We start from the raw sequence: 23,238 nt of genomic DNA, 5'->3' as shown, positions 1-23,238 counted from the left end.
CTATCTCCGGGTGATGAATTTATCGAAATCGAGCCGGTCCTGCCATTTCATCTGGACCAGCTCCGGGGTATCGGTCTCAAACTTGGGATAGCCGATACACAGGTGGCCGACAAAGGTCCAGTCAGGATCCACATCCATCAGACCGGTCATTTTGTCCGGCGGCAGGATGCTGACCCAGCCGAGGCCGACGCCATAACTGCGCAACAGGAACCACAGCACCTGTATCGCTGCCACCACGGAATAAATTTTTGATTGCGGCATAGAACGGGAACCAAGGTTATAGCCAACCTTCGTCCCCGTATCGGCGAAGACCGAAATTTGCACCGGCGCCTGACGAATGCCTTCCAGCTTCAGCTTGGCATATTTTTCGGCCCGTTCGTTGATATAACTCTTCAGGGCCTTTTCATTTTCCTGTTCAAAATATTCGGCCAGCCGGGCGCGTTTTTCGGCGTCCTCGACAAAAACAAAGCGCCAGGGTTGAGAATTGCCGACAGAAGGCGCGTGGGTCGCCTCTTCCAGACAATCGAGGATAATCTGCTCATCCACCGGATCGGATTTAAAATGCCGCACATCCCGACGCCATTTCGACAGGTCAAATAGTTTCGCGCGGAATTCCTCATCAAAGACAGGGCCAGCCATAATTACTCTCCAAAATTCTGATTCAAGACGACAAGCCGCCACTGCCCCCCCGCATGGGCCTGATCACTATATTGCAGATGGGTCAATGACAGGGGGTCACAGCCGAAGGACAGCGCCTGATCCGGCGTCATGTCCAAAATATGACCGACTATAGCGCGAATAACGCCCGCATGGCTAATGATAATCTGAGGGGTTTCTTTTTCAACATCCTCCTGCTCGGCTAAAAAGTCCCCGACCCTTTGCCAGACCGCCATAAAACTCTCGCCGCCCGCCGGGGTGGTTTCCGCCGCCAGCAGTGACCAGTTGTGCGGCGGCAGATCTTTTATCTTTTGCCACAATTCATCAAAACTGAGCCCGAACCAGTCCCCGAAATCCTGTTCTTCCAGTCGCGCGTCTTCCCGCATCTTGACCGTATCCGGCATGCGGTCCCCTAACGCCCTGGCCGTCATAATGGCCCGCAACAGAGGGCTGGTGACCCATTGTCCCTGTTCCGGCAACTGTGCCGCCAGGCGATCCAGGACCGCGGTCTGGGACAGGTCCGCCGGCTCATCCCCGGATCGATACAGCTTTTCCTGCGCCCCGAGCACCGGCGCATGACGGATGAGATACCAGTCCCTGATCATCATGGTCAACTCCGCCACACGGATAGGATACAAATCAGCATCGCAATCTCGCTGACCTGCTGTGCCGCGCCCAACACATCACCGGTATGTCCGCCGATCTGGCGGTGACTGATAAAACTGACCACCGCCAAAGCGCCCAGCCCCGTCAACAGCACCGGGAACACATAATTTAACGGCAGCAACAGAAAACTGATCGCCAGACAGAAAAGGCCCGCGACGACCATTTGTACCCGGCTCGGCACCCCTGCCGCCGTGCCGGTGCCTTCCTCACGTGCCGGTTTCATAAAACGCAACAAACACAAAATGCCATAGCGACTGACGGTGCCGGTCACCAGAAACGCAATGATCGCGAAAGACAGATTTAAGGAACCGACGGCGAAAACCCGCAAGATCAGAGCGCTAAAAACCGCAAGACTGCCATAAGTACCCACCCGGCTATCGCGCATGATATCAAGCTTTCTGTCCCGCCCGAAACCACCCCCAAAACCATCCGCCACATCGGCAAGGCCGTCTTCATGAAACGCCCCGGTCAGAAAAATCATCGCCAGAAAGCCGAGACAGGCGGCAATCACCGACGGTAATTGCGCCAGAATGGCGAGAAAAAACACGCCTGCACCGACAAAGGATACGACAAATCCCACCAACGGGAAGGCCCACAGGCTGCGGGTCATATCCGGCGGCAGTGGCGTGAGAAAACGCAACGGCACCGGAATACGGGTCAGCAGAATAAAGGCCGACGCCAGATCACAGAGCCAGCCCTTCGGCCCAGTTGGATAAATTTCTTTGACCTCTGCCGACTGCAATGCCCTAGTCATGTTCACTTACCCCTGCTTCGGCGAAAGTCGCCATGCCGTTATGAACCGCGACCGCCGCCTGCAGCACCATCAGCGCCACGGCCGCGCCACTGGCTTCCCCGAGCCGCATGTCCAGATCAAGAATCGGGCGTTTCCCAAGGATTTCAGACAACACCCGGTGCCCCGGCTCCCGCGAGAGATGGGCGACCTGGCAATGATCCAGCGCCGCTGTCGCCCCCGTTGTCAGCACCGCCGCTGCCGCCGTACAAATATAACCGTCAAGGATCACCGGAATGCCGCGTTCCCGGGCACAGATTACAGCCCCCGCAATTGCCGCCAGTTCCCGCCCGCCAAGTCGCCGCAGGATTTCAAACGGGGATGTTAACATATTATCATGACAGGACATGGCCTGTTCAATCAGATTGATTTTATAGTCCAGCCCGGACTGGTCAAGGCCGGTTCCCGGACCGGTCCAGTCCTTCACCGCTCCACCAAAGCAGGCCGCCGACAAGGCCGCCGCGCTGGTCGAATTTCCAATTCCCATTTCTCCAAGCAATAGAATATCAGCCGTTTCCGGAACCGCATCGCGCCCGACCTGAAGCGCACGGGCGCAATCTTCCGCCGTCATCGCCGGGCCCTGGGACAAATCATCCGTTGGTCGGTCAAGCTCCAGCGCCACAACTTTCAGCACGGCGCCACTCACCCGACAGAGCTGATTGATCGCCGCCCCGCCCTGTTCAAAATTCATCACCATCTGCGCCGTCACCTCGGCAGGATACGCCGAAACGCCTTTGGCGGCGATGCCATGATTTCCGGCAAAGACCAGACAGTAGGCGTCCGCGACTGACGGCGCGTCCCGACCCTGCCAGCTGGCCAGCCAAATCGCCAACTCTTCCAGATGGCCGAGAGATCCCTGCGGTTTGGTGAGGCTGTTCTGACGCGCCCGGGCCTGATCACCAATGGTCTGGTTACAGGTCGGCAAATCAATGAGCATACGGGTCAGGTCCTCCGCGGTGAATATTATCTGATCTGCCATGTCGCGCCTTTATTGTTGAGGATTACCGTCTCTTTTCATGCATAGCGACAAGCCTGCCGCCATGAAATGAACATCATGGGCAAGACGCGCCACCGCCTGATTAAGCCGCCCGGCGTCATCGCGGAAATCCCGCGCCATTTTATTCTCCGGTACGATACCAAGTCCCACCTCATTGGCAACAAAAATCACCGGGCCCTTAATGTTTTTCAACGCCGCCAGCAGATCCTCACAATAAGCTTCCACATCGCCGTCGCGACACATGATATTGCTCAGCCACAGGGTCAAGCAATCGACCAGAATAACCCGATCTGTCGCCGCTGTCTCTGACACCACGCGGGCAAGGTCGAGAGGTTCCTGAATCGTGATCCAGCGGTCTTCCCGACGTTTTTGATGATCGGCAATGCGCGCCGCCATTTCTGCGTCATGGGCTTCGGCTGTCGCGATATAATAGAGTTTTTTGCCACTGTCTTCGGCCAGTCTTTCAGCGAAGCTGCTTTTGCCGGATCGCGCGCCTCCGATCACCAATGTTATCGCCTGTTCCGTCATGCCGGCCCCTTTACGTCTGATGCAACAGCTCCAGAAATCTGATTGCCGCGTTCAGTTCGCTTTTCATATTATCCTGCCGGGTTTTGGCCTCATCGTCCAGCCCCCATTGGTCGATCTGATAATTTTCATCCAGTTCCGCCGCCGCCCAGGCCTCTTCCGCCGTCAGATTATTCCCCAGCACATTCAGGCCAATGGAAACCGACCCGCACAGTGTTGTGATATTGTAAAAAGCCATCAGGGTGAAATCATCAAGCCCGGTGATATGGTCGCGGAATTTATCCATCTCGCTGTCGTCCTGCGCCACATGGATAATGCCGGTGGTGCTTTTCAGTGCAATATCATGGCTTTGCAATACCCAGTCTAGCAACGGCTGCCACAGCGTCTCCTGACGCACCACCAGATCGGCGGGGTAATCGGCGCGATAACATAATAAATCTGTTCCGGCATATTTGACCAGTTCATCCTCCAGATCAGCACGCCGCGCCCCGACCCGGTCAATGGCGGTATTCTGCATCTTGGTGATCAGCATACTCGCGGGCTTGATCTCGTCGCCTTGTGCATTCCATTCGGCGCAGATCGCCTCGGCGATCGCCCGGTTGGGGCAAATATTTTGGCGTTTTTCCGGTGTTTTGACCGACCGCCCGTCCAGTTTCACAACATAACCGGACCCGTCTTCTTCTACCGTGGCCTGTTTAAAAAAGCGTTTCATTCAAGCCTCCAAAACTCTGTGTAAATCAGAAATATGGTCAAGGATATGATGCGCCCCCGCCTGTTGCAATACGGCCCGTTCATGATAGCCCCAGGAAACGCCGACAGCCTTGACCTCTGCCGTCCGCGCCATTTCCATATCAAAGGTGGTGTCGCCAATCATCCAGGTCTGGTCAGGAGACACCCCCACATCCTTCATGGCGTTATGCAGCATGGAAGGATGCGGTTTCCCCGGTCCGTCATCCGCCGTATTCAGGGTCAGGAAATAATCACTGAGTCCATGATTTTCCAGAGTAGACAGTAATCCGCGTTTGGATTTTCCCGTGGCGATACCAAGAAGATATCCCTTGTCATTCAACTGATCCAGAACATCCGCCACCCCGTCATAGAGCGGTTCTTCATAATCTTTCTGCAAACGCAGCTGTTGAAAACGCTCTATAAAAACGTCTTTCAAAGCGAGATGGGTTACCGCGGCTTCTGCAGGGTGGCAGACCTCGATCGCCTGATGTAGGGACAGCCCAACGATTTGCCGCACAGCCTCATCCCCGGGGTAGACCACATCACACGCCCCACAGGCAGTCTGCATGGCGTCAATAATCATATGCTGACCGTCCACCAGAGTGCCGTCGCAATCAAATACAATCAGTTTCATCGGGCGTCGTCATCCCGTTCAAAAGGATCACTACGGTCGTCGGTGTCAAAACCGAACATGTCCCAGCTTTCTTTCATATGGCGCGGTAGTTCGGCCGTGATCTGCAGCAGGCCCCCATCCGGGTGATCAATGTCAATACTGCGGGCGTGCAAATGTAGTTTCTTACTCACTGCCCCATCCAGAAAGGCGTCTTTACCGCCATATTTACCGTCACCGACAATCGGGGTGTCCAGCACGGTGGCATGCACGCGGATCTGATGGGTGCGTCCGGTTACCGGCTTAAAGGCGACCCAGCTTGTGGCGCGCAATGCGCTGTCCATGACATGAAAGTCCGTCACTGCTTTTTTGCCTTTGTCAGCAACCATCATACGTTCCCCGTGTGTACCCGGTTCCTTGTCCAGTGGCGCATTAATGGTGCCCTCGCTACGTTCCGGGCGGCCCACAACCAGCGCCCAGTAAATCTTCTTGGTCTTACGGTTCCGGAAAGATTCGGTCAGGCTTTTCGCCGCGGCGCTGGTCCGGGCGATGACCAGAACACCACTGGTGTCCTTATCAAGCCGATGCACCAGCTTCGGGCGTTCCGGATTATCGCCCTGCAGACAATCAAGATAGCCATCCACATGGCGGGTGATCTTGCTGCCGCCCTGCACCGCAAGACCGGGCAGTTTGTTAAGCACAATGACGCTGTTGTCCTGATAGATCACCATATCGTGGATCGCACGGCTTTCTTCCTTGGTAAAGGATTTGCGCCCCAGCTGTTCGGGCCGCGGCTTACCGGCGTTGGGATTGACACCCAGGGGAGGAATGCGGATTTCCATACCTTCTTCAAGGCGGGCGCTGGCTTTGACCCGCTTGCCGTCAATGCGGATCTGACCGGTGCGCAGCAGTTTGGACAGCCGTCCAAATCCGAGATCCGGGTAATTGACTTTAAACCATTTATCAAGCCGCCAGTCATTTTCAAAGGTCTGGACTTTTTGGTGGGTTACACCCGACATACTATTTCCTAAATTTATAGCCTGCCTTTGACCGCATAGCGCAGTACCGCAGGAATTTCTGCCCCCTCTTACGCCAAATAACGCCCGGCGTAAAGCCCCATGAACAGGGCTGCAACCCCAAAGAACAACGACCCGAGACCATATAATGCCGCCTGGGTAATTTCATGACGCTCGACCATCAGGCCGACTTCAAGCGAAAAGGCAGAAAATGTCGTAAAACCGCCAAGAATGCCGGTAATCAGAAATCCCTGCCAGCTGTGGGACAGGTTATAGCGGCTGGCCAGAAGCGTGACAATCAGACCAATCGCAAAAGAACCGATGATATTGACTGAAAGTGTGCCCCAGGGAAAGCCCGGGCCCATGATCCGCAACATCGCCTTGCCGACCAAAAAACGTCCCGTCGCGCCCAATGCCCCGCCCAACGCCACGGCAAAAATCATATTCATCCTCACTGCCTCCACATAAAACACCTTCGCGCGATCATAATGCTCCCGCCCCTCCTAAGTCCAGCATTCAATCGTTCACGCTTTTATCATGCAGAACGTCAAAGTGGTTATTGCAAGATGATCCACAACATGGCATGATTAGGGTATAATTATCAGGCAGATAAATACCGGGGACACAAAGATGATACTTTTGAATTTCTTTCTGAAAAAACTGATCCAAGAAGGTACTTTACACGTTATTGACGTTAAAGGGCGCACCTACAGCTATCGTGGCACAGCAACACCTGAAGTCACCATCCGCCTTCATGACAGGTGGCTGCCGTTTAAGATATTCCTCAAGCCCGATCTGCGGCCCGGGGAAGCGATCATGGACGGCACCTTAACCATCGAAGACGGCAAAACGGTATTTGATTTCCTCAATCTGGTGACCAAGAATATGGAATGGCGGCGCAATAACCCCATGCATTTCACCGGCGGCGACCCCTACAGTCGTTTCAAAAGCTGGATAAGTCAGATCAATCCGGCCGGACGCTCACGCCAGAATGTCGCCCATCATTATGATTTGTCAGGCAAACTTTATGATCTGTTCCTGGATGCCGACCGTCAATATTCCTGCGCCTATTTCAGAACACCTGAAGACACTCTGGAACAGGCTCAGGAAAACAAGAAAAGCCTGATCGCCGCCAAACTTCTGCTGGATAAACACCACAAGGTGCTCGATATCGGCTGCGGCTGGGGCGGTCTCGCGCTGCATATCAACCAGACATCCGGCGCCCATGTCACCGGGGTAACCCTGAGCAAGGAACAATATGACCTCGCCTGCAAGCGCGCCGAAGACCGGTCCGTCAGCGACATGGTACAGTTCAAGTTCCAGGATTACCGCAGTCTTACTGAAAAATTCGACAGGGTGGTTTCTGTTGGCATGTTCGAACATGTCGGTCGACGCCAATACAAGACCTATTTTGACAAGGTTTATGACAGCCTGACAGATGATGGTGTCGCCTTGATCCATACCATCGGACGGGCGGACGGGCCGGGTTCCACCGATCCCTGGACCCTGAAATATATTTTCCCTGGCGGCTACGCCCCGAGCCTGTCTGAAATTGCCCCGATTATAGAGAAATCAGGACTGTATATCACTGACATGGAAGTCTGGCGCCTGCACTATGCCGATACATTGCGGGAATGGCGCCTACGCACCTATAAGAATCGGGACACCATCGTCGAATTATATGACGAGCGCTTCTTCCGCATGTGGGATTTCTATCTGTCCAGCGCCGAATGCGCCTTCCGCCATCTCGGCCATGTGGTCTTCCAGCTGCAATTGGCGAAACGGCAGGACGCCGTCCCGCTCACCCGGGAATATCTTCTTCAGGATACAGACATCAAGCAAGAAATCCCTCCGCTTGAGCCCCCCCTGAAGAATGTTGCCAATCAATAGAAAGACACTTTTAAATCCGGGCAAAAAACCGCATCGCGGCTATTTTTCTCGCAATCTGAAAACAAATGCTATATGTTAGCGCATTCTGATGTAATATTGATTATGAGTAAAGCGTAATGTCTGTGCCCATTTATCTTCTGCCCGCGACGTTTATTGATAGCGATGCCGCCAATGTGGGGGCTTATGCCTATGAAACCACGCTCGGGATCGAAGATGACATTGACCGCATCATTGCGCTGTACCGGCGTATACGCGATGACATCCCCTATACCCCGTATCTCGATTATAATGATCCGCAAGTATTTAAGGCCAGCTGGGCATTGGAAGAAGGAATCGGTTTCTGCATCTCCAAAGCCGCCCTGCTAGCCGCCTGCGCCCGGGCTCTGGGCATTCCGGCCCGGCTCGGTTTTGCCGATGTGCGCAATCATATGACCAGCGCCCGGCTACGGCAATTCGTCGGCGGAGATGTCATGAGATGGCATGCCTTTGCAGAACTTTTTCTCAAGGGAAAATGGGTCAAGGCGACACCAGCCTTCAATATCGGCCTGTGTGAAAAATTCGGCATCAAGCCGCTCGAATTTAACGGCACGGAAGATTCGATCTTTCACCCGTTCACCCAGGACGGTCAGCAGCATATGGACTATATCCGTGAACGCGGCAGTTTTAGCGATGTGCCGCTGGATCACATTATGACCTGCTTCCGGGCGGAATGTCCGCAAATTTTCAACAGCGCGTTTGTCCAGGGCGACTTTGCCGCCGAAGGCGCAGCGGAAGCCAAAGCCTCCTGAACTCTATTCCGAACGCAGCTTGTTCCAATACTCAAGACGTTTCTTGATCTCACGTTCAAAGCCGCGTTCTTTCGGGCCGTAAAACGCCTCTCGCGCCAGACCATCGGGGAAATAATTCTGACCTGAGAAACCTTCCGCCGTATCATGATCGTAGGCATAGCCCTTGCCGTACCCCAGATCCTTCATCATCTTGGTCGGCGCATTGAGAATATGCATCGGCGGATTGAGGGAGCCGGTGGATTTCGCTGCCTTGCCGGCTTTCTTGAATGCCATATAGGCCGCATTTGATTTGGGTGCCGTTCCCAGGTAAATCACCGCCTGCGCCAGATTGAGATCACCTTCGGGGGATCCCAGAAATTCATAGGCATCCTTCGCCGCCAATGCCTGCACCAAGGCGTTAGGGTCCGCAAGCCCGATATCCTCTGCCGCAAAACGCACCAGTCGCCGCAGGATATACATAGGGTCTTCCCCGCCCGCCAGCATACGCGCCATCCAGTAAAGCGCCGCATCGGTATCCGATCCGCGCAGGGACTTATGCAGGGCGGAAATAAGGTTGTAATGGCCTTCCCGGTCCTTGTCGTAAACTGGCGCCCGTTTTTGCAAGATCTTCAGCAAGCCCGCCGCATCAAGAGTTTCTTCAAATTCAAGACTGAGCAGAATATCGGTCAGATTGAGCAGATAACGCCCGTCACCGTCCGCCATACTGTGCAACATCTGGCGCGCCTCATCCGTCACCGGCAGCCTTTTTTCTTCCAACCGTTCAGCACGACTGAGCAGCTCCCCCATCGCCTCATCGTCCAGACGGTTCAGCGTGAGAACCTGTAGCCGTGACAGCAGCGCCGCATTGAGTTCGAACGACGGGTTTTCCGTTGTTGCCCCCACCAGAATGATCGTCCCGTCTTCTACATATGGCAGAAAGCCGTCCTGCTGTGAGCGGTTGAAACGATGGATTTCATCAACAAACAGCAACGTGCCTTTACCTGTCTTGCGGCGCCCCGCCGCTGCCTCGAAACATTTTCGCAAATCGGCCACACCGGAGAATACCGCCGAAATCTGTTCAAAGTATAAATCCGTCTGATCCGCCAGAAGCCGGGCCATTGTGGTCTTTCCGGTTCCCGGCGGGCCCCAGAAGATCAAGGACGTCAATCGCCCCGCCGACAGCATACGCCCGATCGGCCCGTCAGGTGCAATCAGATGGTCCTGCCCCACCACTTCATCAAGTGTCTTGGGCCGCAATTTATCGGCCAGGGGGCGCGGCGCGCCCTCTTCCAATCCCGCTGATGTGAACAGGTCTGTCATATTTTTTTCCTTAGCGGCAATAACTGTTGCCGCGGGCACGAATTACACATTCGATCAACCGTCCGCTGCGACTTACCGTGAAACTGATGTTTACAGGGGCATCGTCCAACGCCGCCTTGATCTGCTTGACGCGCGTGACCTTGTCGCCGTTAACTTCCTTAAAGATATCGCCACTTCTGAGGCTGGTGCGCTGCATGACGCTGCGTGAAACCTCGAGAACGATCACCCCTTTCTCATAGACGTTCACGCCTATTTCATCCGCATAGGCCGGCGACAGGTTAGCCAGTTTTGTCCCGGACAGCAGATGTTTGCCTTTCAGAGTCGTGATATTGCGCGGTGGATCTTCCGGCGCGGCCTCCAACGGCACCCACAGGGTCTTCGTATTATCGCCACGGACGATTGCTAATGGAATACGCCCTCCTACTGGCTCCAGGCCAATGTAATACCGCAATGCCTGAGGGCTGGAGACATCCTTACCGTCAATGCTGACAATAACGTCGCCCTGCTCCAGTCCGGCTTTATCCGCCGGCCCTTCAGGATAAATGTCGTCCACCAACACACCGCCGGGACGATCAAATCCAAGACTGTCGGCAATATCCGCCGTCACCATCTGCCCCCCGGCCCCAAACCAAGGGCGCACGACCTTGCCCTGTGACAAGGCGGAAGATACAACATAGCGCACCATATTGGCCGGGATCGCAAAACCGATGCCGTTCGATCCGCCAGAGCGGGAGAAAATAGCCGTATTGATTCCAATCAGTTCGCCGTCCATACCGATCAGCGCTCCCCCACTGTTACCAGGGTTAACCGCCGCGTCGGTCTGGATAAAAAACTGATAATCATTGCTGCTGACCTGGGTCCGCGCAAGAGCCGAGACAATGCCGCTGGTCACCGTTTGACCGACGCCAAAAGGATTGCCAATGGCCAGCACAAGATCGCCAACCTCTGCCTGATCGGAATCCGCAAACGTCAAGGTTGGTAAAGGCTCTCCCGCCGTATCAATACGCAAAACCGCAAGATCTGTGCGTTCATCAAGCAAAATGACTTTCGCGTCGAATTCCCGTTTATCGGCCAGCGCCACCGTGATTTCGTCGGCCCCGTTCACCACGTGATGATTGGTCACCACCACCCCGTCCGCCCCGACAATCACCCCGGAGCCAAGCGAGCGTTCCACCCGTTCCCGCGGCGCACCGGTAAAGCTGTCCCCAAAGAACCGCTGGAAGAAAGGATCATTGGCGAACGGCGACAGGTTGCGCGATCTCACCACCCGCTTGGTATAGATATTCACCACAGCCGGGGCCGCCCGTTTGACAACCGGCGCGTAGGATAGCTGTACCTCTGCCTGCGATGAAGGTACTTTACGTTCAACGGCACTGCCCGACGCAACGCCCAAAACAAGGCTTGCCATAACAATGTTGAAAAAAGTTATGCTGATTTTTTTCATTCTTGATCCTGTTGTGTTTGTCATCAGTGGTACTCCCTGCCCGGAAGCCATTTAAAATCTTGCTTTTGCATAGGTTTCACGTTCAATATTATAGACCTGTACCGTAAGCTCAATCGCGCCAAGTTTCAATGATTTGAGCTGCATCAGGATCGCATCTGTAAGGCTGCTTTTCTGCGCCACCGTACGGCCAGACAAAATATGTGCTGTGATATTGATGAACCGGTTTTCCCCTGTACCAATCTGATAATCTTCGTAGGCTCTCACCCGAATCTTGATGTCATCAGTGGTAAACAGGCCCGATTGCACCGCGCCGCCGAATGCCTTTTCAATCAGCTGCCCTGGCGTCAGTTGCGGTTCCAGGTCTTTGGCATATTCAATCACGAGATGGGGCATGGAGGAAAGATCCTTATCCTAATTATACAGGTTCCTGTTTTACCCGAAGAACGCCCGGCAGAAAAGAGCCTGGCAGCAGATTTGCGTAATTCAATTGAAAAAACATTCAAGAGCGCTTATGCCAGTAAGGGTTCGGTTAAATAGAATAAGCAATATCATGGCAAAACTATGGAAGAGTTGATTAACGGGCTAGGCCTGATCGGAATTGCAGTTTTCGCCATCAGTGGCGCCCTCGCCGCCATGCGTCAGGAAATGGACGCCTTCGGTCTGGTGGTTATCGCCACGGTCACCGCCATTGGCGGCGGCACCATTCGCGACATCATTCTTGATGTGCCGGTATTCTGGGTGCAGGACCCCATGTCGCTGTATATTGTCATCGCCATGGCTGCCATTACCCCTTTCTGGGGCCGGATGCTGGAAAGCCGGATGAGTATTCTGGTGCTCGCGGATGCGTGTGGTCTCGCACTTTTTGCCGTAACCGGCACGGAAAAGGCGCTTAATTTCGGCGCAACACCCTTGGTTGCGGTTATGATGGGCGTGATGAGCGCCGCTGCTGGCGGCATGATCCGTGACGTGTTGTGCAATGAGGTCCCTTTGGTATTGAAAAAAGAGCTGTATGCCCTGCCCGCCATCATTGGCGGTGCCTGTCTTGTTCTTCTGCATATGGCGGGGTTCGATCAAAAGCTGAATATTACGCTGGCCTGTATGATCACTCTCAGCATTCGGCTGATAGCGATCAAATATTCCCTGTCCCTGCCCCCTGTTGAAAAGAGATAATATGCGTTTGACTGTTTTGATACTGCTTAGCCTGGGACTCAGCGCCTGCGATACCGCGCCAGACCTGACCCCTTTGCAGGACACCTGTCGACAAATTGCCCTCGGGCGCATCAAGCATCCGGACAGTTACGAAGGTAAAACCGTGCAGGATGAGCATTACCCCGACGCGAAGATCACCACCAATCTCGGTTTTACAGCATGGAATGGCTATAAGGTGCCTGTGCCCTACAGCATCGCCTGCAGCTTTCAGCAGGGTCCACGCACAACCGCACCGACATTACTGAACATCCACTGGAATGGTCGCCCGATCCGCCAGACCGAACTGGATGAAATCCGCGCCGCTTTTAACCTCGGGTAAAAACCTTTTTCCCCAAAAAAAACCGGGCCTGAAATATCAGACCCGGTTTCAAAATCTATAGCGTAAAGCAGGCTTAATGCAGCTGGCTGTCCAGTTTCTCGATATCGGATTTGATCAAAGCGTCGCGATCGGCTTTTTTCATATTATCCGCAATCAATTCACGGGCCGCCGCACCGGCAACACTGACCGCAACCTGCTGAATTTCCTTCAGAGCGTTGGCTTCAGCCTGGGCGATCTTCTGCTCGGCAAGTTTGGTCCGGCGCGAGATCATCTCGTCGATATGAACTTTGGCTTCACCGGCCAACAATTCAACTTCGGCTTCCGCTTGTGCAAGAAGCTTGGCCGCGGTTTTTTCCGCGTCGCGCTGTTCCCGCTGATATTTCGCCAGTAGAGAAGAGGCTTCTTCCCGCAAGGTCTGGGCGTTATCAAGCTGTGCCGCAATCTCTTCAGATTTCTCGTCCAGCATCTTGCCAACCATCCCTGGAATTTTCTTCCAGATGATCAGCAGGAAAAAGACAATAATCGCGGTCCCAACCCAAAAGGAAGGATCCTGATAGAAGTGATCATATCCGTGATGAGCTACTTCGGCATGTCCTGTTTCCGCGACAGTTTCCGCAGCGTGACTTTGATCAGCCATTACGCAGTCTCCTTCATGTCGGCGAATTTGGCATCTACGGCCTTGGCGACAGTCTTGTCATCAAGGTCAAGACCGGACACAGAGGCAACGACGTCTTTACAAACGTCCGCCGCCATTGCCCGAACCTGCTCAAGCGCCTGGTCCTTGGCAGCAGAGATCTTCTCTTCCGCTGCCGCAGCCTCGCCGCCCAGCTTTTCGCTCAACTTGTTGTATTCCGCTTCCACGTCAGCCTTGATGGCTTCCCGCTTGGCGGCAACAGTTGATGCGGCTTTCGCACGGGCATCTTCCAGCGCCTTTTCATGGGCTTCCCTGGCGGCGTCCGCCTGGGCTTGCAATTTTTCCGCTTCTTCCAGGTCGGATACGATCCGGTCCTGTCGTCTTTCCAGTACCTCGGCGATCTTCGGGGCGGCCTTCAGTGACATGAACAGATAAATCAGTCCAAAAATCACAGCCAGCCAGAAAATCTGCGGCAGAAAAACTGCGGGGTCTAATTGTGGCATTGTCTTCTCTCCTTGATCCTGTTTTACAGAGGATCAGGCCTGTACAAACAAAATATTAAGAATGAAATTCTTAAAACTTAGCCGAACAGGATGATGAAGGCGATAACCAGACCAAACAGACCAGTCGCTTCAGCCAGGGCAAAACCAAGCATCGCACGACCGAAAACAGGTCCGGCAGCAGCAGGGTTGCGGATGGCGGCGGAAACGTAACTACCGAAGATGTTACCAATACCGATACCAGCACCAATCAAAGCGGAACAAGCCAAACCGGCCCCGATCATTTTTGCAGCTTCTACTTCCATTTTAACTTCCTTTTATTTTATAAAAATTAACTATCTAAATTCAGGTTTATTTCCACATCGCCTTTGGTCAGCAAGACCTAGTGCAAATGCAGGGCATCATTCAAATACATACATGTCAGAATGGCGAACACATATGCTTGCAGACAGGCGACCAGAAGTTCCAGACCTGTCAGAGCGACGATAAAGACGAACGGGACAACCCCAAGAACGCCCAGGGCGACGACAAAGCCGCCGAAAACTTTCAGCATCGTATGTCCTGCCACCATATTGGCGAACAGACGAACTGACAGACTGATCGGGCGGGACAGATAAGACACCAGCTCAATGACCACCAGCAATGGCATCAGAGCAAGAGGCGCCCCTTCCGGCACGAACAGCTTGAAAAATTTAAACCCGTGTTTGGCCAGACCGATCAGGGTCACACCGACAAAAACAAACCCCGCCATAGCGAAGGTCACCGCGATATGACTGGTGACGGTAAAACCAAGATAAGGGATCATTCCCATCAGGTTGGCAAACAGGATGAACATAAACAGGGTAAAGATGAAGGGGAAATATTTCCGCGCCTCACGCCCGGCCGCATCCTGCAGCATATTGGCGACAAATTCGTAACACATTTCCACGCTAAGCTGCCAGCGGCCCGGCACCATGGCGCTTTTCCGCATACCACCGATCATAAAGATCATAATGGCAATAACCGTAAGCCCCATAAAGAGAGAGGAGTTAGTGAAAGAAATATCATATTCACCCAGCTGAAGCGGGATAAGTGTCTTGATCTCAAATTGTGCGAGCGGACTAGCCACTATATTATCCTTCTTTACTATTTGCCTGATCGGCTTCACTTCGTTGACGGGCTTCCCTGGCTTCTATCTGCCGCGCGGCCCGCATCACATTAAAAATCCCGGCCCCAAGGCCGATAAATATAAATCCGATCAGCATCCAGGGCTTTGTCCCGAACCATTTGTCCAGAAACCAGCCAATCGCAAAACCTACGAGCAGCCCCGACACCAATTCCGCCACAAGACGCATCGCAATCCCGTAAGCGTGTGATTCGTTCACACCGTCGCTCGCCTTCGGTTGAGCGGCCTTCCGTGCGTCCCGAACCCGGGCACGAAGACTTTCTGATGATGGCTCTTTTTCTGAAGAGCTGTCACGATCTTCCATTAAGGCGATCCTTCATCTCGTACCCATAAAATTGACAGCAACATAGTTTCTGCTCATTTGCCTGTCAAGAACCAAAAACACTAACCGTACGATCCTTTTTGCAGTGCGCAACAGGTTGTATTTAAACTGTAAAAGAATTCTTGTGAAATAAACACTTTTCGCAGAAGACCTGTTTGTTTAGGCCAATACAGAATCACCCGGCGCGATTGAGGCCCTCTCCCGCATGCGCTCCGCACTTTCCAGGTCGACAGATACCAGTTGTGACACGCCCCTTTCCGCCATCGTGACCCCGAACAACCGGCTCATCCGTGACATGGTCACCGCGTTATGGGTAACAATCAGGAACCGGGTAGCGGTATTTTCCGCCATTTCATCCAGCAGATCACAGAATCGCTCCACATTGGCGTCATCCAGCGGCGCATCGACTTCATCAAGTACGCAGATCGGCGACGGGTTGGTCATGAAGACGGCAAAGATCAGCGACAAAGCGGTCAGGGCCTGTTCCCCCCCGGACAACAGGCCAAGATTTTGCATCTTCTTGCCCGGTGGGCTCGCCATGATCTCCAGCCCCGCATCCAGCGGATCGTCGGATTCGGTCAGTTCCAGATGGGCTTCGCCCCCCCCAAACAGGGTGGTAAATAGATGCTTAAAATGCTCATTGACCTCGTCAAAGGCTTTGAGGATTCGGGCGCGCCCTTCCCGGTTCAGGTCAGAAATTGACCGCCGCAGCGCCGCAATCGCCTGTTCCAGCTCCTGGCGTTCCTTGACCGACAGTTCCAGCTGTTCACTGATGGTGGTCAATTCACTTTCCGCCCGCAGGTTCACCGCCCCCAGCCGTTCCCGTTCGCCGCGCAATCGTTCCAGACGGTGCAAGGTCTGTTCCGGGTCCGGCAGATCCTGAGCCTCTTCCAGTTCCGCCAGCCCGCGCAGAAGATTGGGTTGGCAGTCGAATTCATCCAGAATACGGCGTTTCAGATGGGTTTCCTGTTCCTCGAACTGTTCAAGGTTCGTTTCAAGACGGACTTTCTGCTCGCGGACCTCGGCAAGCTTCTTTTGTATTTCCCGGCCTTCTTTTTCTTTGCCCGCTACCTGATCCTCACAATTAAGCAACGCCGTCGCCGCCGCTTGCCGACCGCCTTCCGCTTCATTGATCAGGTGATTAAGCTTGCGCCGTTCCTCGACAATTTCCCCCGGTCGATTTTCCAGAGATTTAAGTTCCGCCGCCGTGCGGTTTCGCCGATCCTGAAGATCTTTTAAATGGCCATCGACATTATCTATTCTCAGTTTCCAGGCGGTGAGTTCGGTCTCGATTTGCACCAAACGATCCCGGCGGGCATCAGACTGGGAAATAAAACTGTCATGATTAAACCGGGCTTCCGACAAAGCCTTGCGCCGTTCTTCCACCGCTTCGCGGGTTTTGAGAATTTCAAGACCCAGATCTTCCAATACCGGCAGGGCTTTCAGGTTATCCCCCAGTTCACGTACCCGTGCCTGCATCTGATCCATTTCTTCAACCAAATGCCCCAATCGATCTTTCAGGGCGCTTTCCTCGGACTGGTGCCGGGTCGCCTGTTTTTCCGCCTCGGTCAGGCTACGCCGGGCAGCGGCAGCTTTTTCTTCCGCCTGTTGCCAGGCCTTGCGGGCATCCCTGTTTTCCTGCTTGACCGTCTCGGCCTCTTCCTGAATCTGATGACGTACCTCCCGGGCGGCGCCGACCTCTTCCTTGCGGGCGGCGTATTCTTCCAGCAAGGTTGCCAGTCGGTTCTTTTGTTTCAGCCGCACCGCCGCCGTGCTCGGCGCGTCCGGCGAGACACACAGCCCATCCCACCGCCATAAGCCGCCCTGCAAACACACCAGTCTCTGTCCAGGCTTTAACTGCGGCAGCAGAGACAGTGCCTCCTGCTCATGCTCAACCACCCCGATCTGCGCCAGACGCCGGTTAAGAACAGCCGGTCCCGTCACATGGGCCGACAGCGACGCAACCCCTGCCGGCAGGTCCTGGCCGCGTTCATAGGCGGCAAGCTGTCGCCAGTGAACCTTTGCCGTCACATCATCCGATGCTTCCAGATCTTCATCAAGCGCTGCGCCCAATGCGGTTTCATATCCCGGCGTCACCGCCAGTTTTTCCATGACCGGCGTCCCCGTCGCCTCACCATCATCAAGCAGCAGTTCTTCCAACCCCTCCTTCTCCGCCTGAATACGCGCCAAACGGCCCTGAAGAGACTGTAAAATCTCTCTGGCGTCCTGTTCTTTCTGCTGAAAAAGCTGCCGTTTATCTTCGGCTTCCCGCGCCTTCGCCGACAGATGGGTAATGGCATTTTCGGATGTCGCCAGATTATTTTCTGCATTCGACAGCGCCTGGGTGAACAAATTATTGCTTTCCAGCCGCACCAGCCGTTCTTCAATGGTGGTGCGCTGCTCCGCCAGGAAGCGCAATCTTTCGTCAGCTTCTTGCAAATTGCGGGTCAGGTTATTTTTGTCGGCGGTCTGCTGGGCCTGTTTCTGGGTCAATTCTTCCAGTTTCCATTCGGCCTCCAATGTTGCCGATTGCTTGGCATTCAGATGTTCCGCCAACTCGTCCACATTGCCCGTCTGGTTTTCCACTTGCGCCAGCAGGTCCTTCTTCTCCGCCTGAAGGCGTTCCAGAATCGACGCCGTATCTTTAATTACGGCGCGTTCGCGCTGTTCATCCTGATCAATCTGACTGAGCAAGTCCTGCAACTTTCCCTGGGTTTCCTGCAGCCTGTGTTCTTCCCCGTCAAGCCCGTCCCGCGCCACAGTAATCCGGTGCAGTTTCGCCGCGAGCTCTGCTTCCGCCTGTCGCAAGTCCGGCAGTTTGGCGGTTTCTATGGCCTGTTCCCGGTTATGCCGGCCAAGATCCGTGGTGATCGCCGCCACCTGAACCACCACATCACGCAGCCCTTTATCCGCCTGTTGCTTCTGGTCCTGAATCGCCCGCCATTCCATATAATTGATCAGGGCCTGCAGGGTACGAATCTCCGCGCTGATCTTCTTGTAGCGGGTCGCCTGTCGGGCCTGCTTTTGCAAGCCCTTGATCTGGTCGGTAAGCTGCAGTTCAATATCAGCCAGTCGCTCCAGATTATGCTCTGCCGACCGTAGTTTACTCTCGGCTTCCTTGCGCCGGGAATGCAAGCCGCTGATGCCAGCGGCTTCTTCCAGCACCTTGCGGCGTTCCTTGGGTTTGGCGTTGATCAGGCTGCCGATGCGGCCCTGACTGACCAGTGACGGCGAATGGGCGCCGGTTGAGGCGTCGGCAAACAGAAGCTGGACATCCTTGGCCCGCACGTCCTTGCTGTTCAGACGATATGCCGAGCCGCTTTCCCGTTCGATCCGGCGGGAAATCTCCATCTGCAGTTCATCATTGAAAATGGTCGGGGCGCTGCGGTCATTATTGTGGATGGTCAGCGTGACCTCCGCCAGGTTACGCGCCGGACGGGATGACGTACCGGCAAAGATCACATCGTCCATACCAGATCCCCGCATGCTTTTGGCGGAATTCTCCGCCATCACCCAACGCAGGGCTTCGAGAAGATTGGACTTGCCGCACCCGTTCGGCCCAACCACCCCGGTCAGGCCGTTTTCGATAATCAGTTCGGTCGGATCCACAAAGGATTTGAAACCGGATAATCGAAGTCGTGTAAAGTCCAATCTTCCCTCTTTTTTTTAAATTATATTACTGTCCCGCTTTCGCATCTTCCCCCGCCTTGTCGATCGCAACTGCCAGGCTTTCAAAATCATGCCCCTCGACGGCCTTGCCGCCAACGATTAATGTCGGCGTGCTGTTCACATTATATTGCTGCACCGCTGTCTGCCGGACATTCAGCAGATAGGTGACAACCTCTTCATTGGCAAAGCAGGCGTTTGCCTGATCTTCTGTTATACCGGCCATCTTGCCGACTTTGGCCACTTCCTGACGCGAAAATGCAATCGCCGCATCCCGTCCTTCGGTCTCGTAAATATTCATCATTTCCTTCCCCTTCATCCAGACTTTCTGATATTCAAAGTAAGTCTTGACGGTCGGGAAAAATTTATCCTTGGCCACACAACGGGTCATGATCGAGGCATAAACATCAAATGGGTTATCAAAGATAAAATTGCGATAAATCAGTTTCGCCTTACCGGTATCGATATATTTCTTCTTCAGGTCCGGCAATACATCTGCGTGAAAATGGGCGCAATGAGGACATGAAATCGCGGCATATTCTATGATTTCGATCGGCGCATCGGGATCACCCAGCACCATATCATAATTCAAAAAACCTACATCCGTCGTATCTGCCGCAGGGGCGATGGATGCAGCGGCTTTGGTTTCAGGTTCGGCATTGGCCATGACCTGATCCTCCGGTTGCGCCATCATCGAAACCATTAACGCCCCGCCCCCGATCACCAAAGCGGCGATCAAAAGGGCTATTTTTTTACTGATCATTTTGGCCATACTTAGTTGCTTTCCGCCAGGATAGCTTTTTCGATGGTTTCAAAATCGTAGGCGTCAAGTTTTTTGCCATTGACGATGATCGACGGCGTGCTGTTGATATCGTATTTTTCCTGAGCTTCTTTATTGCCGTTCATCAGAAATTCCAGCACATCTGTACGCGCCAGACATTGATAGGCTTCTGATTCTTTCATCCCGGCGATTTTAGCGATCTTGATCGCTTCCCCTTTGGCAAACCCAAGGGCTGCATATTTGCCGTAAGATTTCAGCTCATTAAATTCTTTGTATTTCATCCAGTCATGCTGGCGCTTGAAATACAGGCCGAGCAGCGGGAAAAATTTCTTCTCATCGACACAACGGTTCAAGGAAGAAGAAAAAATATCAAAAGGTTGCTGAAAAACATAATTGCGGAAAATAATCTTCACTTTGCCGGTTTCAACGTATTTTTTCTTCAGCTCCGGCAGAATATCGTTGTTGAACGTCGCGCAATGAGGACAGGTCGTGGAAGCATATTCGATAATTTCAATCGGCGCATTAGGATCGCCGATCACCATATCCTTGTTCAGAAAGCCGCTTTCCTGGGCCGATGCCATGCTCACGCTGAAAAGACCTAAAAAGACGGACAGAACCGCCGCGAATATCAAGGAAAGTTTTGTCGTATTTCGTTTATATAGTTGTTTAATCATCATCCATCCACAATATGTTGTATTAAAGTATAAAAATTTATCGTCTGAAAAATCAAGCAAGAAGTTTTACATGGGCTTGCGTCGTCCCATACCACGCCGGGTAAAGCGCAGTCTATCCTTTGGTTTATCTGGTTTTTTCTCCGCCACTACTTCTGCACCCAGACGATACAACGCCTGATATAATTCAGGGTTTGTCACACCCTTCAGCTGTTCCGCAAGATCTTTTTGCTGAGAATCACTCAATACAGGATCCGGTCTCCGGGTCTTGTGGGTTCTGGTCGGCACCGGGCCATGGCGGTATGACAGCCGTTCCACTGCCGGATACCCATAATACGCATTAATGCGTTCGATCACCATCGGTTCGAAATGCTGTAACTCCGGCGCCATATTGCCCTGTATCCGGATATAAAGCGTCCCGCCCCGTTTATCATCCTGAGGAAAGGTCAGCCGTTCAGGCAGACTGCAATCCGCCAGTGCCGCCCCGACAATCTCAGGCCATCGCGAGATGATTTCCCGCTGGCTAAAGCCAAACCGTCGGAAGGCCCGGTTGCTCACCCCCTGAACCGCCTCTGCCAGCGTTTTTGGTTTTCGAATAGCTTTTGTTTTCATGTCGTCACTATACCTAAATGATCCAGGATATACAGCATAATGACAAAATTGTGATTTCCGAAGAAATAGCGTATTCTCTCCCAAAACAAGTGGGGCAATTGGAGGGATGCGACATGTTCGCTAAGCTGCTAAAGAAAAAAAGGCAAAAAGAAATTGTCGACATCGACGTCAATGAACCACTGCCGAACCTTGCGGTAAAAACCTGCGCCAATTGCGGCGAAAGCCTGACAGGCGTTTTTTGTATGGCCTGCGGACAAAAAGACACCATTCTGCAAAGACCATTCTGGACATTAATCGAAGACACTTTAGGCGATCTTTTTTCCTTTGATTCCCGCCTTTCCGCGACACTTATTCCGCTTTTTTTTAAACCCGGTTATGTCACACGAGAATTCAACCTGGGTCGGCGCACACGTTTTGTACCGCCTTTTCGCCAGTATCTGGCCATCAGTGTTATCTTTTTTCTCCTGCTCGTATCTGTCGATATTCAGCTGTTTGAAGACAAGTCAGACCCGTCAAAAACCGGTGCCGCGCCGGTGAGTGCAAACGTAAAACTCACCATGAATGGCGCGCCCGTCGAGCAAGAGACGACAGATCAACCAGGCCCGCTTATGGCGGCCCCCTTGAAGAATGTCGATGCGGAAGATCTCAGTCCTGAAATTCTTGATGAAGTGACAGAGAGGATGACAAAAAACCGGGAAGAAAATCTCAAAAATTCCACAGAAACCGAAAAACAACTCTACGACCGCTCGGTTAGTTTGATGAGCGGGATAAAAAAAGTTTGGGCCGACCCAAAACTGCTTAATGTGGTGATCGCCAACTGGACACCAAAGATGATGTTTGTCATGCTGCCACTGTTCGCCATCCTGCTAAAGCTATTCTATATCAGACGCAAGAAATACTATATTGAGCATTTGGTTTTTTCTTTGTATTTTCATGGTTTTATATTTTTGCTGTTTACGGCGATGCTGCTGCTTTACCAGTTTGTCCCCCAGAGCGACGGTTATCTGGATGTGATGCTCTGGTATATTCCGGTTTATCTCTATCTCGCGCTTTGGCGCGTATATCAACAGGGGCCGATAAAAACTTTTTTCAAAACGGCATTGATCAGTATGTTTTATGTGATCCTCTTAAGCACCGGCTTGACCATTGCCATCGGGTATGGCCTGTCAGAGGTATAAAATACTCAAAAAAACAAGGTATGATGAAATAAAAGGGGCACCCTATGCTGCCATGGCGTTTTAAAAACTTTATCTCGGAAAATTTCCCCCTGCTTTATCACAAGATAAGCAATATCGGCGTGAAAGTGAACACAGCCGCCTATTGGGATGAGATATATGACAAAGAATGGGACAGCCCCAAGAGAATTTGGCCCACCAAAAACAAACTGATCGAAAGCGAAACCCGTCCTACAGACGCCATTCTGGATATCGCCTGCGGCACCGGTTCCATCCTGCGGCACTTAAAAAAAAAGGGTTATCAGAACCTGTATGGCACCGAAATATCCCCCCTGTGTAAACGTCGTTTGACAGAACTCGGCATCACAGCCTTCGAATCACACCTGCCGAAAATTGACTATCAGGACGATAGCTTCGATGTGGTGATTGCGTCGCAAATTTTAGAACATATTATCAAGCGCGACCGCTTCCTTGATGAAATCAAGCGGGTCGCCAGGCCCGACGCCACCTGTTTTCTGTTCGTGCCGGACGATTGCCTGGGGCCTATTGATGAACCGTCGCATGTCATTAAATTCACACGAAAAAAACTCACTCAATTACTGAGTAAGCATTTTACAGACTTTTCGGTGACCAGCATCAAGGACGAAAATTTTCCCATGCCCATTCTTTACGCCCATATCCGGATTCCGCAGGACTAGCAGACTAGCCGTTCAAGACTTATCATCGACGGCAGCCCGGCCTTGGATTCATCATTCAACTCATGTATAGTCCCG

27 protein-coding genes are annotated in these 23,238 nt (G+C 53.0%); 6 read left to right on the top strand and 21 right to left on the bottom strand.

Going from position 1 to position 23,238, the window contains the following annotated elements; translation table 11 throughout:
• The 9 genes from bluB to crcB form a co-directional block, all read right to left on the bottom strand.
• Positions 1–639, bottom strand: coding sequence for a 5,6-dimethylbenzimidazole synthase (bluB, locus tag FIV45_RS04675; protein ID WP_099471239.1), 639 nt, complete (start codon positions 637–639; stop codon positions 1–3).
• Between the two features lie 2 nt (positions 640–641).
• Positions 642–1,265, bottom strand: coding sequence for a histidine phosphatase family protein (locus tag FIV45_RS04670; RefSeq protein ID WP_099471238.1), 624 nt, complete (start codon positions 1,263–1,265; stop codon positions 642–644).
• A gap of 2 nt (positions 1,266–1,267) precedes the next feature.
• Positions 1,268–2,077, bottom strand: a complete 810-nt coding sequence (cobS, locus tag FIV45_RS04665) for an adenosylcobinamide-GDP ribazoletransferase (protein ID WP_099471237.1) — start codon at positions 2,075–2,077, stop codon at positions 1,268–1,270.
• Positions 2,070–3,092 (bottom strand): nicotinate-nucleotide--dimethylbenzimidazole phosphoribosyltransferase, encoded by a 1,023-nt coding sequence (gene cobT / locus FIV45_RS04660; RefSeq protein WP_099471236.1) that lies wholly within the window; start codon positions 3,090–3,092, stop codon positions 2,070–2,072. Before cobT ends, cobS begins: the two co-directional genes overlap by 8 nt.
• 9 nt (positions 3,093–3,101) lie before the next feature.
• A complete protein-coding gene (cobU, locus tag FIV45_RS04655) occupies positions 3,102–3,638 on the bottom strand; it encodes a bifunctional adenosylcobinamide kinase/adenosylcobinamide-phosphate guanylyltransferase (RefSeq protein ID WP_099471235.1) in 537 nt (178 codons plus the stop codon).
• Positions 3,639–3,648: 10 nt separating this feature from the next.
• Positions 3,649–4,347: an ATP12 family chaperone protein gene (locus tag FIV45_RS04650; RefSeq protein WP_099471234.1), complete on the bottom strand. Its 699-nt coding sequence runs from the start codon at positions 4,345–4,347 to the stop codon at positions 3,649–3,651.
• Entirely contained in the window at positions 4,348–4,998 is a 651-nt protein-coding gene (locus FIV45_RS04645) for an HAD-IA family hydrolase (protein ID WP_099471233.1), read from the bottom strand. It abuts the gene before it with no gap.
• Positions 4,995–5,993, bottom strand: a complete 999-nt coding sequence (locus tag FIV45_RS04640; RefSeq protein WP_099471232.1) for an RluA family pseudouridine synthase — start codon at positions 5,991–5,993, stop codon at positions 4,995–4,997. Before FIV45_RS04640 ends, FIV45_RS04645 begins: the two co-directional genes overlap by 4 nt.
• A gap of 68 nt (positions 5,994–6,061) precedes the next feature.
• Complete coding sequence (gene crcB, locus FIV45_RS04635; protein WP_099471231.1) at positions 6,062–6,439, bottom strand: fluoride efflux transporter CrcB; 378 nt, start codon at positions 6,437–6,439, stop codon at positions 6,062–6,064.
• Between the two features lie 181 nt (positions 6,440–6,620).
• Between crcB and FIV45_RS04630 the strand changes: the two genes are divergently transcribed.
• Positions 6,621–7,880 carry an SAM-dependent methyltransferase gene (locus FIV45_RS04630; RefSeq protein WP_099471230.1) on the top strand — a complete coding sequence of 420 codons (1,260 nt, stop codon included), beginning with the start codon at positions 6,621–6,623 and terminating at the stop codon, positions 7,878–7,880.
• A gap of 116 nt (positions 7,881–7,996) precedes the next feature.
• Positions 7,997–8,668 (top strand): transglutaminase-like domain-containing protein, encoded by a 672-nt coding sequence (locus tag FIV45_RS04625; RefSeq protein ID WP_099471229.1) that lies wholly within the window; start codon positions 7,997–7,999, stop codon positions 8,666–8,668.
• Positions 8,669–8,671: 3 nt separating this feature from the next.
• On the opposite strand, the gene FIV45_RS04620 is transcribed toward FIV45_RS04625, so the two are convergent.
• The 3 genes from FIV45_RS04620 to FIV45_RS04610 are packed head-to-tail and all read right to left on the bottom strand — an operon-like array spanning position 8,672 to position 11,804.
• A complete protein-coding gene (locus tag FIV45_RS04620; protein ID WP_099471228.1) occupies positions 8,672–9,967 on the bottom strand; it encodes a replication-associated recombination protein A in 1,296 nt (431 codons plus the stop codon).
• 10 nt (positions 9,968–9,977) lie between these two features.
• Positions 9,978–11,435: a Do family serine endopeptidase gene (locus tag FIV45_RS04615; RefSeq protein WP_099471227.1), complete on the bottom strand. Its 1,458-nt coding sequence runs from the start codon at positions 11,433–11,435 to the stop codon at positions 9,978–9,980.
• Between the two features lie 27 nt (positions 11,436–11,462).
• The gene (locus FIV45_RS04610) at positions 11,463–11,804 is read right to left on the bottom strand and encodes a 5-carboxymethyl-2-hydroxymuconate Delta-isomerase (protein WP_099471226.1); all 342 of its coding nucleotides are present in this window, start codon (positions 11,802–11,804) and stop codon (positions 11,463–11,465) included.
• 168 nt (positions 11,805–11,972) lie between these two features.
• Between FIV45_RS04610 and FIV45_RS04605 the strand changes: the two genes are divergently transcribed.
• Positions 11,973–12,581 carry a trimeric intracellular cation channel family protein gene (locus FIV45_RS04605; protein WP_099471225.1) on the top strand — a complete coding sequence of 203 codons (609 nt, stop codon included), beginning with the start codon at positions 11,973–11,975 and terminating at the stop codon, positions 12,579–12,581.
• Position 12,582: 1 nt separating this feature from the next.
• Positions 12,583–12,939, top strand: a complete 357-nt coding sequence (locus FIV45_RS04600; protein ID WP_099471224.1) for a hypothetical protein — start codon at positions 12,583–12,585, stop codon at positions 12,937–12,939.
• 73 nt (positions 12,940–13,012) lie between these two features.
• On the opposite strand, the gene FIV45_RS04595 is transcribed toward FIV45_RS04600, so the two are convergent.
• The 9 genes from FIV45_RS04595 to FIV45_RS04555 all read right to left on the bottom strand — a co-directional run bounded on the left by FIV45_RS04595 (position 13,013) and on the right by FIV45_RS04555 (position 21,290).
• Positions 13,013–13,576, bottom strand: coding sequence for a F0F1 ATP synthase subunit B family protein (locus FIV45_RS04595; protein ID WP_099471223.1), 564 nt, complete (start codon positions 13,574–13,576; stop codon positions 13,013–13,015).
• A complete protein-coding gene (locus tag FIV45_RS04590; RefSeq protein ID WP_099471222.1) occupies positions 13,576–14,076 on the bottom strand; it encodes a F0F1 ATP synthase subunit B family protein in 501 nt (166 codons plus the stop codon). Before FIV45_RS04590 ends, FIV45_RS04595 begins: the two co-directional genes overlap by 1 nt.
• A gap of 77 nt (positions 14,077–14,153) precedes the next feature.
• Positions 14,154–14,378: a F0F1 ATP synthase subunit C gene (locus tag FIV45_RS04585; RefSeq protein ID WP_099471221.1), complete on the bottom strand. Its 225-nt coding sequence runs from the start codon at positions 14,376–14,378 to the stop codon at positions 14,154–14,156.
• Between the two features lie 77 nt (positions 14,379–14,455).
• Positions 14,456–15,184 (bottom strand): F0F1 ATP synthase subunit A, encoded by a 729-nt coding sequence (locus FIV45_RS04580; protein ID WP_099471892.1) that lies wholly within the window; start codon positions 15,182–15,184, stop codon positions 14,456–14,458.
• A 1-nt stretch (position 15,185) separates the two neighbouring features.
• Complete coding sequence (locus tag FIV45_RS04575; RefSeq protein WP_099471220.1) at positions 15,186–15,542, bottom strand: AtpZ/AtpI family protein; 357 nt, start codon at positions 15,540–15,542, stop codon at positions 15,186–15,188.
• Positions 15,543–15,719: 177 nt separating this feature from the next.
• Positions 15,720–19,211, bottom strand: a complete 3,492-nt coding sequence (gene smc, locus FIV45_RS04570) for a chromosome segregation protein SMC (protein ID WP_099471219.1) — start codon at positions 19,209–19,211, stop codon at positions 15,720–15,722.
• A 25-nt stretch (positions 19,212–19,236) separates the two neighbouring features.
• Positions 19,237–19,989 (bottom strand): thioredoxin domain-containing protein, encoded by a 753-nt coding sequence (locus FIV45_RS04565; RefSeq protein WP_165776889.1) that lies wholly within the window; start codon positions 19,987–19,989, stop codon positions 19,237–19,239.
• Positions 19,990–20,000: 11 nt separating this feature from the next.
• On the bottom strand, positions 20,001–20,681 hold the full coding sequence (locus tag FIV45_RS04560; RefSeq protein WP_165776888.1) for a thioredoxin domain-containing protein: 681 nt from the start codon (positions 20,679–20,681) through the stop codon (positions 20,001–20,003).
• A gap of 66 nt (positions 20,682–20,747) precedes the next feature.
• Complete coding sequence (locus tag FIV45_RS04555) at positions 20,748–21,290, bottom strand: DUF721 domain-containing protein (protein ID WP_099471216.1); 543 nt, start codon at positions 21,288–21,290, stop codon at positions 20,748–20,750.
• A 113-nt stretch (positions 21,291–21,403) separates the two neighbouring features.
• Here FIV45_RS04555 and FIV45_RS04550 point away from each other — a divergent pair, with 113 nt between their 5' ends.
• Both FIV45_RS04550 and FIV45_RS04545 read left to right on the top strand, forming a co-directional pair.
• Positions 21,404–22,468, top strand: a complete 1,065-nt coding sequence (locus tag FIV45_RS04550; RefSeq protein WP_165776887.1) for a DUF3667 domain-containing protein — start codon at positions 21,404–21,406, stop codon at positions 22,466–22,468.
• Positions 22,469–22,512: 44 nt separating this feature from the next.
• Positions 22,513–23,163 (top strand): class I SAM-dependent methyltransferase, encoded by a 651-nt coding sequence (locus FIV45_RS04545; RefSeq protein ID WP_099471214.1) that lies wholly within the window; start codon positions 22,513–22,515, stop codon positions 23,161–23,163.
• The last annotated feature ends 75 nt before the right edge of the window (positions 23,164–23,238 follow it).

Source organism: Paremcibacter congregatus, assembly GCF_006385135.1.
Taxonomy (GTDB): domain Bacteria; phylum Pseudomonadota; class Alphaproteobacteria; order Sphingomonadales; family Emcibacteraceae; genus Paremcibacter; species Paremcibacter congregatus.
This window is presented reverse-complemented; position numbering and strand designations above follow the sequence as displayed.

Excerpts from the sequence above, each read along its gene's own strand:
- bluB (WP_099471239.1), bottom strand. The coding sequence starts at position 639 with ATGGCTGGCCCTGTCTTTGATGAGGAATTCCGCGCGAAACTATTTGAC.
- FIV45_RS04670 (WP_099471238.1), bottom strand. The coding sequence starts at position 1,265 with ATGATGATCAGGGACTGGTATCTCATCCGTCATGCGCCGGTGCTCGGG.
- cobS (WP_099471237.1), bottom strand. The coding sequence starts at position 2,077 with ATGACTAGGGCATTGCAGTCGGCAGAGGTCAAAGAAATTTATCCAACT.
- cobT (WP_099471236.1), bottom strand. The coding sequence starts at position 3,092 with ATGGCAGATCAGATAATATTCACCGCGGAGGACCTGACCCGTATGCTC.
- cobU (WP_099471235.1), bottom strand. The coding sequence starts at position 3,638 with ATGACGGAACAGGCGATAACATTGGTGATCGGAGGCGCGCGATCCGGC.
- FIV45_RS04650 (WP_099471234.1), bottom strand. The coding sequence starts at position 4,347 with ATGAAACGCTTTTTTAAACAGGCCACGGTAGAAGAAGACGGGTCCGGT.
- FIV45_RS04645 (WP_099471233.1), bottom strand. The coding sequence starts at position 4,998 with ATGAAACTGATTGTATTTGATTGCGACGGCACTCTGGTGGACGGTCAG.
- FIV45_RS04640 (WP_099471232.1), bottom strand. The coding sequence starts at position 5,993 with ATGTCGGGTGTAACCCACCAAAAAGTCCAGACCTTTGAAAATGACTGG.
- crcB (WP_099471231.1), bottom strand. The coding sequence starts at position 6,439 with ATGAATATGATTTTTGCCGTGGCGTTGGGCGGGGCATTGGGCGCGACG.
- FIV45_RS04630 (WP_099471230.1), top strand. The coding sequence starts at position 6,621 with ATGATACTTTTGAATTTCTTTCTGAAAAAACTGATCCAAGAAGGTACT.
- FIV45_RS04625 (WP_099471229.1), top strand. The coding sequence starts at position 7,997 with ATGTCTGTGCCCATTTATCTTCTGCCCGCGACGTTTATTGATAGCGAT.
- FIV45_RS04620 (WP_099471228.1), bottom strand. The coding sequence starts at position 9,967 with ATGACAGACCTGTTCACATCAGCGGGATTGGAAGAGGGCGCGCCGCGC.
- FIV45_RS04615 (WP_099471227.1), bottom strand. The coding sequence starts at position 11,435 with ATGACAAACACAACAGGATCAAGAATGAAAAAAATCAGCATAACTTTT.
- FIV45_RS04610 (WP_099471226.1), bottom strand. The coding sequence starts at position 11,804 with ATGCCCCATCTCGTGATTGAATATGCCAAAGACCTGGAACCGCAACTG.
- FIV45_RS04605 (WP_099471225.1), top strand. The coding sequence starts at position 11,973 with ATGGAAGAGTTGATTAACGGGCTAGGCCTGATCGGAATTGCAGTTTTC.
- FIV45_RS04600 (WP_099471224.1), top strand. The coding sequence starts at position 12,583 with ATGCGTTTGACTGTTTTGATACTGCTTAGCCTGGGACTCAGCGCCTGC.
- FIV45_RS04595 (WP_099471223.1), bottom strand. The coding sequence starts at position 13,576 with ATGGCTGATCAAAGTCACGCTGCGGAAACTGTCGCGGAAACAGGACAT.
- FIV45_RS04590 (WP_099471222.1), bottom strand. The coding sequence starts at position 14,076 with ATGCCACAATTAGACCCCGCAGTTTTTCTGCCGCAGATTTTCTGGCTG.
- FIV45_RS04585 (WP_099471221.1), bottom strand. The coding sequence starts at position 14,378 with ATGGAAGTAGAAGCTGCAAAAATGATCGGGGCCGGTTTGGCTTGTTCC.
- FIV45_RS04575 (WP_099471220.1), bottom strand. The coding sequence starts at position 15,542 with ATGGAAGATCGTGACAGCTCTTCAGAAAAAGAGCCATCATCAGAAAGT.
- FIV45_RS04565 (WP_165776889.1), bottom strand. The coding sequence starts at position 19,989 with ATGATCAGTAAAAAAATAGCCCTTTTGATCGCCGCTTTGGTGATCGGG.
- FIV45_RS04560 (WP_165776888.1), bottom strand. The coding sequence starts at position 20,681 with ATGATTAAACAACTATATAAACGAAATACGACAAAACTTTCCTTGATA.
- FIV45_RS04555 (WP_099471216.1), bottom strand. The coding sequence starts at position 21,290 with ATGAAAACAAAAGCTATTCGAAAACCAAAAACGCTGGCAGAGGCGGTT.
- FIV45_RS04550 (WP_165776887.1), top strand. The coding sequence starts at position 21,404 with ATGTTCGCTAAGCTGCTAAAGAAAAAAAGGCAAAAAGAAATTGTCGAC.
- FIV45_RS04545 (WP_099471214.1), top strand. The coding sequence starts at position 22,513 with ATGCTGCCATGGCGTTTTAAAAACTTTATCTCGGAAAATTTCCCCCTG.